The following is an 11,340-nucleotide window of genomic DNA, read 5'->3' as shown; positions in this document are numbered from 1 at the left end:
CTCACGCCTCACACCCTAGCCAAGTAAATGACAGGTGAACTTTGCCAGTCATTTACTTTGCGCGTAAAATCCCGCGTCCCCAATGGTGGGGATATAAAACAAATCAGGATTGATTGATATGAAAAAAACAGCAATTGCACTTTGCTTATTGGCCGTACCTTCACTTGCTATGGCACAGGATGACCGAGGTGCTTATCTTGGTTTTAGCAAGGTGGCGACAGTTAATGACGACTGCAGCGACTGCGATACTTCGGGCACTGGTTTTGAAGCCGGCTTTTATTTCAACAAAATTGTTGGTATTGAAGCGAAATTTGCCGATACCGAATTTGATGATGATTCAAGTGTTGACGCTGAATTTAAATATTTTGGTGCAAATATTGGTCACACATTCAATACCTCCTGGGTGCGTTTTTACGGCAAGGCAGGTGCGGTTAGTGTGAAGATGAAAGACAGCTACTGGAATGAAAGTGAAACGGATGAATCACTGGCGCTTGGTGTAGGTGTTACATTCACGCCGTTTGCGCATCAAAGCGGTGTTTATTTCAAAATCGAGTCACTCGCTGCCGAAGTGTTTGATGACAGTATTGGTTACAGCCAAATCACTATTGGCTATCAGTTTTAATTTTTAAAACACCATGTCCACCTACACCATTCTCTGCGCGGCGGTTGAGTTCACCACGGAAGAAAAAAACAGTGAGTTTTTAACGTTTTTGCATCCCGTCACCACACGCGAGGAGGCGATGGCGCAGGTGGATTTTTATCGCAAGCAATACCCGGATGCGGCGCATGTGTGTTGGGCTTATGTCATTGGCAATACACGCCAGCCGCAAACCCAGGCCTTTAGTGATGACGGCGAACCTTCGGGCACGGCGGGTAAACCGATGTTGCATGTGCTCACCGAGCGCGAAGTGGGCAATTCGCTGGCGGTGGTAGTGCGTTATTTTGGTGGCATAAAGTTGGGCGCTGGTGGTTTGGTGCGCGCCTATTCGGCAGCGGTATCGGGCGCGGTAGGTATTGCGGAATTAACACTAATCACCCCCAGTGTGACACTGAAGGTCGCGGTGGATTTTGCCAGGGAAACTAAAATTCGCCACCTTGCCAATCAGTTTGAGGGCAAAATCCTTCAGGTGGATTATGCAAACAAGGTGACGCTGGACATTAGTTTGCCGGAGGCGAATGTTGGGCTTTTTAGCCAGCAGGTGATTAATGAAACCTCGGGCGAGGCCAGTGTGATTATTGCGGAGTAACCTCGCCGCCGTGTGACGATTCGCCCGGATAAACACCACTAATCAAGCGCAACCGGTAAATAATCCAGCGCGCCCCACTCGGCCCATGAGCCATCGTACACGCGCAGTTTTTGATAGCCGCACAAATGCGCAGCTACAAAACCAATACAGGCAGTAACGCCCGAACCGCAAGAAAAAATAAGTTCCTGATCTTGAGTACAACCCGCCGCACGAAATAATTCCTGTAATTCCGCAACCGGTTTGAAGCGACCATCGCGAATAAAATTGGCGTAGGGGATATTGGCGGAGCCGGGAATATGGCCGCTGCGTACACCGGCGCGCGGCTCTGGCACTTGACCATAAAAACGCGCTGCACCGCGCACATCAATAATGCGCATGCCGGGCTTATTAATTGCGGCGAGCACATAATCTTTATCGGCAAGCAGTTGGGAATTTTCCTGCGCGCAAAAATTGCCAGTGGCCGACACCGGGGCAAAATCCTGTGCACAGCGGTAACCCGCGGCGCGCCATGCAGGAATACCGCCATTGAGAATCTGCACCTTGTTTGCACCCATCAACCAAAAGTTAAACCACACTCGCGGCGCCGAATAAATACCAATGTTGTCGCTCACCACTATGCTTGAATGCGTGTTGATGCCCAATTGCCGCGCCTTGCGTTCAAAATCGCTGGCACTTAATAGCGTGTGCGGAAAAGGCGCATCCGTTTGGGAAAATTGGTCTATATCGAATTGTTGCGCAGCGGGAATAAAGTCCACCTCATTGACCGATTCAGCGCTGGCGCCCACTGGCCGCAACAAGCTGCACAGCACAATGGGCTGCTGTGTATCGGTAGCTGGCTTGTTTAATAATTCCTGTAATTGTGTGGCTTCGATCAACATAAAGGCTCCTTGGCATAGGTTCTCAGCGCTGCGTGATGATACGCGATAAAAAATTTTTCGGCGTTTGTCGATTTACACAAACCGCCATCGACTAGTAGGTAGCAATTCTGCTGAGTCACAAACTTAAATAAATCCCCAGGTTAGATAAATCTGTAAACAGAAGGAGTAGCAGTATGAAAGTCATGGTTATGGTGAAAGCCTCCCCCGGTTCGGAAGCGGGAAAAATGCCGAGCGAGGCATTAATGACAGCAATGACAAATTTTAACGAGGCGCTGATGAAGGCCGGCATTATGGAATCTGGCGATGGTTTAAAACCCAGCAGCCAGGGTGTGCGTGTGCGTTTTAGCGGCGACCAGCGCGTGGTAACAACCGGGCCTTTTACCGAAACCAGCGAATTGGTGGCGGGTTACTGGGTGTGGAATGTGAACTCCATGGAGGAGGCGATTGAGTGGGTCAAAAAATGCCCCAACCCTATGGAAGAGGAAGATTCCGACATTGAAATTCGCACCTTTTATGAAATGGATGATTTTGCTGAAGCCGACCCGGACGGCAGCGTGCGTGCCAAAGAAGATGCCATGCGCCAGACACTGGCCATGAAAAACGTAGAGGTGAATAATTATTTATTTTTCTCCGGCCGCTGCGATGAAGCCCTCGCCTTTTATCAGCAACACCTGAGCGCTCAGGTTAATTTTCTAATGCGTTTTAATGAAAGCCCGGATGCTATGCCGGAAGGCGTGCTGCAACCGGGTTTTGAGAATAAGGTGATGCACGCCGAATTGAGTTTGGGCAATGTGCGCATCATGGCCTCTGACGGCTGTAACGATGCGGAAAAATTCAGCGGCTTTCGCCTGACGCTGAATGTGCGCAGCGAAGCGGAAGCGCGACGTATTTTTGCGGCACTGGCCAGCGAAGGCGGCAAGGTGGATATGCCGTTAATGCAAACCTTCTGGTCACCACTTTATGGGCAAGTCACCGATAAGTTTGGGGTGGGCTGGATGGTGATGCTGCCGGGCGCCGAGACGGTAAATTAAACAGCACCAAGTCGCTGTCAAGTCACCGTCAAGTCAATGAGACCCGGGCAACCCCAGTTGCACCAGTTCAACCATCGCCTGCAGTTCAGCCGTGAGGTTCTGGCAGAGCACATCCAGATCGGCCTGAACCGCTGCTGCCGGTTCGCGCAGTTGCTGCTCCAGTTGCTGCGCGAGCTGTTCCAGTTGATTCATACCCAAACTGCCCGCGAGGGATTTCAGCGAGTGCACCTGATTGAGCGCATCCGCCGGGTCCTGCGCGATAAGCGCTGACAAGTCCGCCACCAAGCCGGCGCGCTCGCGTGCAAAACGCTCCAGCAAACGGCGATAAAGCGCCTCGTTGTGCATCAGGTTGTGCAGCGCCCGCTCAGTATCCATACCACCGCGCTGCAGGATTTCAAACGGCCCTGCGGCCGCCACCAAAGGCACCACTTGATGTTGCGCCTGCCCCCAGCGGTGCAGCAGGTTTTGCAGTTGTGCCGGGTCAATCGGTTTGGAGAGGTAATCGTCCATACCCGCGGCCAGATAAGCTTCGCGATCCCCCGGCAGGGCGTTGGCGGTAACGGCGATAATGGGAATATGGGTGCCGCTGGCCAGCTGCCGGATGCGCGCAGCGGCCTCGATACCATCCATACCCGGCAATTGGATATCCATCAAAATCAGCGCAAATTGCTGGTGTTCCACTGCCGCTATGGCCTCTGGCCCCGAGCCGACACAGCTGACCTGCGCGCCCATGCCCGTCAGCAGCGATTGAATAATTTCCTGGTTGAGCGGGTTGTCCTCCACCACCAGCACCTGGCAGTGCAGCGGCAGATGTTGCGCTGTTGTTGGATGCGACGCTTCCGCGGCCAGCGCCGGATGCGCGGGTTTATCCAGAGTGAGGCGCAGGCGGAAACAGCTGCCCTGCCCCGGCGTACTTTTCACATCGATTTGCCCCTGCATGAGTTCTGCCAGGTTTTTGCAAATGGATAACCCCAACCCCGTACCTTCAAACCGGCGCGCACTGGAGCTGTCCACCTGCTCAAAAGGTTGGAATAAGCGCGGCAACTGCTCCGGCGCTATACCTATGCCGGTGTCCTCCACATCAAACAACAGCTCCACCCGCTCCGGCCAATCGCGCACTTTGGTCACACGCAGGGTCACGCTGCCCTGGTCGGTAAACTTCACGGCATTGGCGCAGAAGTTAATCAGTATTTGGCCCAGGCGCAGCTCGTCGCCCAGCAGGTTTTTGGGGATGGTGGGGTCTATGTCGGCGCGCAGGGCCAAGCCTTTGGAAGCGGCTTTTTCAAACACCAGATCCAGGGTTTTATCCACTAGCTGCTCTACCGCAAAGGGGCTGTGATCGAGTGTGAGTTTGCCCGCCTCCATGCGTGAAAAATTCAGAATATCGTTAATGATTTGCAGCAAATGCTCACCCGAACCGCGCATTTTTTCCAAATAGATACGCTGGCGTATATCCGGCCCACTGGCGAGTGCAACATGGGCAAGGCCGATAATGGCATTGAGCGGGGTGCGGATTTCATGGCTCATATTGGCGAGGAATTCCGCCTTGGATTGGGAGGCGGCCAGCGCTTCATCCTTAGCGACCATCAATTCGCGGGTGCGCTCACTGACCAGTTGCTCCAGGTTCTGGTTGATCTGCGCCAGCTGCTGGTTGGCAACCACCCGCTCGGTGGAATCTACCCAAATACAGGCAATGGCCTGGGGCGATTGACCGCGCTGGTAAACCACCGGGAAGCGCACTATGCGGTAGTAGCGCGGCTTGCCCTCTTCATCGATCACCTCACTGATAAAGTCCTTGCGGTAGGAGTCCTCATCCAGCTCGCGCTCGGCATCCACCAAGGGGCGCAGCCAAGTGGGGATGGGCAGTTGGTCTATATCGCGCCCGAGCAAATCCCCCTTGCCCAAGCCGACTAACTGGCAAAAGGAGGGATTGACCACAATGATCTTGTGGTTGAGGGAAGTCATATGGATGGGCGGCGGCAGGTTGTCCAGCAGCGAGCGGAAACGGCCTTCGCGCACTAACAGGCGGCGCCGGTTGATAATGGCGGCGCCGGTAAGCAGCACAATCAGCAGATTGGCGCCCACGCTGAGCGCCACAATAATGCGGCGCGAGGCAAAATAAGTGGCCATGGCCTCTGCCATATCCCGCTCCACCACTATGCCCAGCTCCATGTCATCCAGCCAACGGCCAGCGCCGGCAACCATTACCCCGCGATAATCCGCGTAACCCAGCTCATTAAAACCACCCTGGCGATGGATCAGGGAATCAATCATTTTGGAAAGCTGGGCCGGTGGCGGTGCGGGTTTATAGCTGCTGCGTTCACTCCACCCCGAGGGGCTACCGTCGGCCAAAAACCGCGGCGGCGTGACAAAGCGGCCATGCCTATCTACCGCGTAAATCTCCCCCGAGCGGCCGATACGGGCCTTGGCAAAAAAGGGGAAAAAGCGCGATTGGGCATTAATACGTACACAAAAAAAGCCGTGTTCCATGGCCGTGGGTTCAATCAGGGTACAGATGTGCTGCATCAGCGTACCCGCCGGCTGGATACCATTGGGGCCATGCAGATCCTGGGCAACCACAATCGGCCGGGATATGGCAACTTTGCCCAGCAACGCCTTATCCAGCACCTCCAGGGTTTCTGGTGCACGCGCCGGTTTATGAAGATAGGCGGGAGTGGTGCCAGCCACCAGAATGCGCTGGGAGTTAACTATCGCAAAACCATCAAACCCCATGACCTGCATTATGGGGTAAAGCCACTGGCGCAGGGCTTGGTGGGTTTCGGGGTTATTGCCCTCCTCGGCCAACACCTTGGCAAACAACTCGCGCGCCTGATCGGTTTCAGCAAGCAGCCTCACCGCACCGGTATTTTGCGTTTGCCACATGCCCAGCAATTCGGTGAAGGAATTCAGCGAGGACTGCAGCTGCTCGCGCACAATCCGCTCCTGGGTTTGGTGGATGTGGCGCAGTGCAAAGAGGGTAGAAAAAATCAGCAGGGCTATGGCTAGCACTGCTGATAAAAGTGTTGGATTGGCCAACAAGAGAAAAGGAAAACGTCGCGTCAGTGGCGAGAAGGTTTCAGCGATCCAGCGAAACAGGTTTGGCATAGGAAATGTGATCTTGCGCCGCGTGTTCAATCCAGCCCAGCAACTCGCGCCCGGGGATTGGTCGCGCCAGCAGGAACCCTTGTGCCTGATTGCAACCCAGGCTCTGCAGCAAGTGTAGCTCGGCTTCTGTCTCTACACCTTCGGCCACGGTTTTTATGCCCAACCGAATGCCGGTATCTATGGCCGATTTGAGGATATTGCGCAGGTATTGATGATCGGGCGCGCCGTGCACAAAAGAGCGATCAATTTTCAACTCGGAAAACGGGAAGCGCGACAACTGCTGCATGGACGAAAAACCCGTGCCGTAGTCATCGATGGAAATACCAAAACCTTTCAAACGCAGGCGGCTGATGGTGGCCAGCGCCGAGGGCAAATCCACCACCAGTGCACTCTCGGTAATTTCAAAGGTAATAAAGTGCGCCGGAATACCCTGGCGAATCACGCGCTGGATAATCTCGTTCGCCAAATTAAATTCCGCGAGGGATTTGGCCGACAGGTTAATCGCCACTGGAATGTAATGGCCCTGCTCCCACCAGCCATTCATGTCCTGCAGTATCTGGTCGAGCAGCGAAAGGGTCAGCTCGCCGATCAGGCCGTGCTCTTCCGCGAGGGGGATAAATAAACTCGGAGGAATCCAATCGCCCTGGGCATTTTTCCAGCGCGCCAGCGCCTCTACGCCCGCCACTTTCATGCTGCTCAAGTCCAGCTTGGGCTGGTAAAACACCTGGATACTGGCGCGCTGAAGGGCTTGCTCCAACTGTGCCAGGTCAGGTTTCAGCAGGTTTTGTTTGTCGGCCTCCGGGGCAGTTGTCACGGCCCGGTAGTTACTCAAGGCATTGGCCAGGTCAGCCGGGTTGATGGGTTTGCGAAAGGCCCCCAACAGGCGAATCCCCAGCGCCTCCGCCATAGTTGCCACGGCGCTAATCAGCACCTCGTCGGAACTACTGGCGAGAATCACCGCCGGCTTTTGCGGCAGTTCAGCAATATGTTGCAAGACTTCAATGCCATCCATGACCGGCATTTCCAAATCCAGCATCATTACCGCTGGCTGTTGCGCCTGACTGGACAACTGATCCACCGCGATTTTACCGTTGGCCGCCTCGCTCACGCGGGGAATACCAAAAGCGCCCAAGCAGAGCTGGGCGCTGTAGCGATGCATGCTGCTGTCATCCACCACCAGCACCCCGCGCTGCAGCAAATCTGCGTGCAGGTCAGCAACGGCGCTGAGATTGATGGAAGAATGCAAAGAAATCATAAAAATTCTCTCGTGAGTAAAACCCTAACTCGCTATACGGTTAAACGCCTGGCTTGCCATTGCACGGCTGCCGACTGATTCATTCACCAGAAGGCTGCGCGCTAAATCGCCCTGACCAAACCGGTTGCCCTGGGCCAGCGGCTTGCGATAAATAGACGGGCGCAGGGTATCCACCGGCACCTGCAAACCTTGCAGGCTCTCGCAGTGCCCAAGAATCAGCCAACCACCGGGGCGCAGCGCTTGCAACACATGGTTCAGCACCTGCTGTTTGGTGGGGGTATCAAAATAAATCAGCACATTGCGCAGAAAAACCACATCAAACTTTTCCTGCTCGGGGCGCGGGTGCAACAAGTTATGTAATTCAAATTGCAGTTGCGCACGCAGCGACGGCACCACCGCCAACATACCCTCAAAATCGCCAATGCCCCGGCGACAAAAACGTTTTAAATAATCCGCCGGCATATGGTTGATGCGCTCCGCACGATACACACCGGTACGGGCATGATCCAGCACTTTACGCGATATATCTGTCGCCAAAACACTCCAATTGGTGGCGCCTAAACAATCCGCCAATACCATCGCAATACTGTAAGGCTCCTCACCGGTCGAGGCCGCCGCACACCACACACGCAGCGGCGCCGTGCCTTGGCGGGGGATAATCTCGTCGCGCAGAAAATCAAAATGCGCCGGCTCACGGAAAAAATAAGTCTCGTTGGTGGTTAGCAAATCCAACATGATGTCGCGCTCATCCACCCCCTCGGGGCGAGACACATAAGCCACATAAGCGTCGTAATTGCTGCAGCCACAAATCGCCAAACGGCGCCACAAACGACCGGTCACCAGCGCGGTTTTCTCCGCACTAATCACAATACCGGTCAAGCGATAAACCAGGTCGCGGATCTTACTCAAGGCGGCGGGGCTAATGTCGCTGTGGAAATTCATGTTTGCAAAACCATCCAAAGTTGTTTGAGGGAACTTATTGCTATCACTAGCAGTTGTTCACAGTGTGATGGTTTGGCAAAAAAGCCGTGAGAGTAAAAATACTCAGGGGGGATGGGGGGAAACACCTAACGGAGGGGGTAATAGCTGCTTAAGCAGGCTTCCGCTCCCCCAAGTCATTTTCATTCTTATTAATCCCTCAGTATCAATATGCATGAATTTTTAATAAAAAAGTTGGCACATCAACGCTAACTGTGTATTTTATGAACAGATAAGTCAGTATCGGGGCGGAACATGAACGCGCTAGATGAGTTAAAACAGCATTTGAAACCTGGCCAGGTTTACCGCAGAAGCGATCTATTGCAATGGAGTAATGCTGTTGATCGCCATTTGAAGTTACTGGTAAAAGACGGAACCTTATACAAGGTCTCCCAAGGGGTTTATGCCTGCCCCAAGAAAACGTCGTTTGGCAAGGCAGCGCCAGAGGATTACAAACTGGTCGAAGCTTTCTTAAAAACGGACGACTTCTTGTTGTTTTCCTCGAATACCTACAACGCATTAGGGGTGGGTACAACCCAGCTCTACAACGAACAGCTTGTCTACAACCGAAAACGTCACGGCAAGTTCAAGCTTGGCAACCGCACCTTTAATTTTCAAATGAAGCCTTACTTCCCCAAAGAGCTGTCAAAAGAATTCCTATTAGTTGATTTGGTAAACAATGTAAAAAAATTGGCAGAAGAACAGGATGCTGTGTTGGAACGTGTTAGCCAGGTAGCCGCCAACATGGATTCATCTTCTTTAAAAAATGATGCCCAGCTTTATGGTGGCGTTAGAGCCAAAAAACTATTTGCATCAATTGATAACAAGACAGTGATACATGCCGCTTGATTATTTACATCGCCATGAAGATTTCAACGATCTCATTCGCACCGTTGCTGAAGAAAAAGGTATTTCGCCTGACCTGGTAGAAAAAGACTACTGGATTATGCATTGCCTTTATGGCCTGACTCAGCAGGGATATTCATTTGAACTAAAAGGCGGTACGAGTCTGTCAAAAGGCTTCCAGATTATTCATCGTTTCTCCGAAGATATTGATATTCGTATCGAACCACATACTGGAAGTACAGTGGCTACCGGGAAGAATCAAAACAAAGCTCAACACTGCGAGAGCCGAAAAGCTTTTTATGATCAGCTAGCCCAAGACATTGTTATTGACGGCATTGATGAAGTGGTAAGAGATCACGCCTTTGACGATGAAAAATTTCGAAGCGCAGGTATTCGCTTGAAATACTCCAGCGCAAATCCAATTTCTGCGGGTGTGAAAGATGGTGTTTTGCTGGAGGTGGGGTTTGATACCGTAACCCCGAACAGGCGTATCGATATCAGTTCGTGGGCTCTGGATTTTGCCAAACAACATAACTTATCCGTCATCGATAATCTGGCCACAGCGATTCCCTGCTATGAGCCGGGTTACACCTTTGTAGAAAAACTCCAAACGATAGCGACCAAATATAGAAACCAGCAAGAGCGTGGCAGCATGCCGAGAAACTTTATGCGGCATTACTATGACGTATATTGTTTGCTTGAAGATGAAAGCGTTAAATCTTTTATTGGTACAGATGCATACCATGCCCATAAGCGTGCCCGCTTCCCCGAAAAAGATTATCAAATACCTATAGCAGAGAATGAGGCTTTCATTTTGTCCGATGTTGCTACGAGGAAGTTATATCAGGAAAACTATTTGGCTACGTCTGCTTTGTATTATCGGGAGCAGCCAAATTTTGATGCCCTGCTAGAACGAATTCGTTCAGTTTTAGATGACCTGTAGAATCTTAAACATTTCTTTCGCGCTGGCGATGAATCATTTTCAAGAATAAATTAGCTTCATATTTCTATAAAAATTGAATCAGCTTTTAGCATTTACAACTACTTTTTGAATTACGATTCACTCATCGCACAACATATTGCCCCTTATCACTCAAACCAAAGGCAGGAGTTAACACACGAGGGTGAAAGGCTTGCTCTTTGTTTTGAAATTCTAACGCGGGGTAATGTTAATAAAATCCCGCATCAACTCCAGCGCAGAATTTACCCTCAACTTTTCCATAATGCGCGCGCGGTGGTTTTCTACTGTGCGGACGCTCAGGTTTAGGTGGGCGGCTATGTCTTTGCTGGATAGGCCGGCGAGGACTTCGTGTAGGACTTCTTGTTCTTTGGGGGTTAAGAGTGCGATGCGCGCTTCGCGGGCGGCGAGTTGCAGGCGCTGTTGATGCAGGTCGCGGCTGAGGGCGAGTGCGGCTTGCAGTTTTTCCAGGAATTGATGGCCCTGAATGGGTTTTTCTACAAAATCGAAAGCGCCTTGTTTCATCGCTTCCACGGCGGCGCTGACTTCGGCGTAGCCGGTGACAATAATTAGCGGTGGTGGCACCGGATAGCGCGCCTGCAAGGCTTTGTGTAACTGCAGGCCGCTCACGCCAGGCATGCGCATATCGGAAATCACACACTCGCAGGGGCGCGGGCTGTAGGCTTGCAAAAATGCCTCGGCACTGCTGAAGGTGATGGGGGCAACTCCAATCGGTTCGATAATGCCACTCATCAGCTCCAGGGTGATGCCGTCATCGTCGATCAGGTAGGCGGTAGCAAACGCAGCAGAATTCATGTCACTCCTTAGGGATAAACGGCTGGCTATGTTATGGGGCTTCTGGTGCCAGATTAGCTGCCATTGAGTGTAGCAGAGGGTGGCGGATTTCACGGGCGATGCTTGTATTCACTGGTCATCTCCGTTAAAAAGCCGCCTCTTGACGCCATGCCTTGGGCGCTCGCCAATGACCGTTTAACCTGGCCAGCCACCGTTAGCTGTTTATTACCAAGTCATCTTTTATTAG

The 11,340-nt window shown here is 52.3% G+C and carries 10 protein-coding genes; 5 read left to right on the top strand and 5 right to left on the bottom strand.

Annotated elements, in window-relative coordinates:
• The first annotated feature begins 118 nt into the window (after window positions 1-118).
• Window positions 119-622: a porin family protein gene (locus ACFODX_RS01085; RefSeq protein ID WP_378115188.1), complete on the top strand. Its 504-nt coding sequence runs from the start codon at window positions 119-121 to the stop codon at window positions 620-622.
• 13 nt (window positions 623-635) lie between these two features.
• Window positions 636-1,247 carry a YigZ family protein gene (locus ACFODX_RS01080; RefSeq protein ID WP_378115186.1) on the top strand — a complete coding sequence of 204 codons (612 nt, stop codon included), beginning with the start codon at window positions 636-638 and terminating at the stop codon, window positions 1,245-1,247.
• Between the two features lie 38 nt (window positions 1,248-1,285).
• On the opposite strand, the gene ACFODX_RS01075 is transcribed toward ACFODX_RS01080, so the two are convergent.
• On the bottom strand, window positions 1,286-2,125 hold the full coding sequence (locus tag ACFODX_RS01075) for a sulfurtransferase (protein ID WP_378115185.1): 840 nt from the start codon (window positions 2,123-2,125) through the stop codon (window positions 1,286-1,288).
• 173 nt (window positions 2,126-2,298) lie between these two features.
• Here ACFODX_RS01075 and ACFODX_RS01070 point away from each other — a divergent pair, with 173 nt between their 5' ends.
• Window positions 2,299-3,156, top strand: a complete 858-nt coding sequence (locus tag ACFODX_RS01070) for a YciI family protein (protein WP_378115183.1) — start codon at window positions 2,299-2,301, stop codon at window positions 3,154-3,156.
• Window positions 3,157-3,189: 33 nt separating this feature from the next.
• On the opposite strand, the gene ACFODX_RS01065 is transcribed toward ACFODX_RS01070, so the two are convergent.
• Genes ACFODX_RS01065 through ACFODX_RS01055 form a run of 3 tightly spaced genes read right to left on the bottom strand, consistent with a single transcriptional unit; the run spans window position 3,190 to window position 8,458 of the window.
• The gene (locus ACFODX_RS01065) at window positions 3,190-6,261 is read right to left on the bottom strand and encodes an ATP-binding protein (RefSeq protein ID WP_378115180.1); all 3,072 of its coding nucleotides are present in this window, start codon (window positions 6,259-6,261) and stop codon (window positions 3,190-3,192) included.
• Window positions 6,233-7,516, bottom strand: a complete 1,284-nt coding sequence (locus tag ACFODX_RS01060) for an EAL domain-containing response regulator (protein WP_378115178.1) — start codon at window positions 7,514-7,516, stop codon at window positions 6,233-6,235. The genes ACFODX_RS01065 and ACFODX_RS01060 overlap by 29 nt, the downstream gene beginning before the upstream one ends.
• A 24-nt stretch (window positions 7,517-7,540) precedes the next feature.
• Window positions 7,541-8,458 carry a CheR family methyltransferase gene (locus ACFODX_RS01055; RefSeq protein WP_378115176.1) on the bottom strand — a complete coding sequence of 306 codons (918 nt, stop codon included), beginning with the start codon at window positions 8,456-8,458 and terminating at the stop codon, window positions 7,541-7,543.
• A gap of 291 nt (window positions 8,459-8,749) precedes the next feature.
• On the opposite strand from ACFODX_RS01055, the gene ACFODX_RS01050 reads away from it, so the two are divergent.
• Window positions 8,750-9,343, top strand: coding sequence for a DUF6088 family protein (locus ACFODX_RS01050; RefSeq protein WP_378115174.1), 594 nt, complete (start codon window positions 8,750-8,752; stop codon window positions 9,341-9,343).
• On the top strand, window positions 9,333-10,283 hold the full coding sequence (locus ACFODX_RS01045; RefSeq protein ID WP_378115172.1) for a nucleotidyl transferase AbiEii/AbiGii toxin family protein: 951 nt from the start codon (window positions 9,333-9,335) through the stop codon (window positions 10,281-10,283). Before ACFODX_RS01050 ends, ACFODX_RS01045 begins: the two co-directional genes overlap by 11 nt.
• A gap of 210 nt (window positions 10,284-10,493) precedes the next feature.
• Here ACFODX_RS01045 and ACFODX_RS01040 read toward each other — a convergent pair whose 3' ends face one another.
• Complete coding sequence (locus ACFODX_RS01040; protein WP_378115170.1) at window positions 10,494-11,114, bottom strand: response regulator transcription factor; 621 nt, start codon at window positions 11,112-11,114, stop codon at window positions 10,494-10,496.
• Between the last annotated feature and the right edge of the window lie 226 nt (window positions 11,115-11,340).

It is taken from the genome of Cellvibrio fontiphilus, assembly GCF_042646205.1.
In the GTDB taxonomy this organism is placed as follows: Bacteria; Pseudomonadota; Gammaproteobacteria; order Pseudomonadales; family Cellvibrionaceae; genus Cellvibrio; species Cellvibrio fontiphilus_A.
Note: the sequence above shows the minus strand (reverse complement) of the source record. Positions and strands in the feature narration are given on the sequence as shown.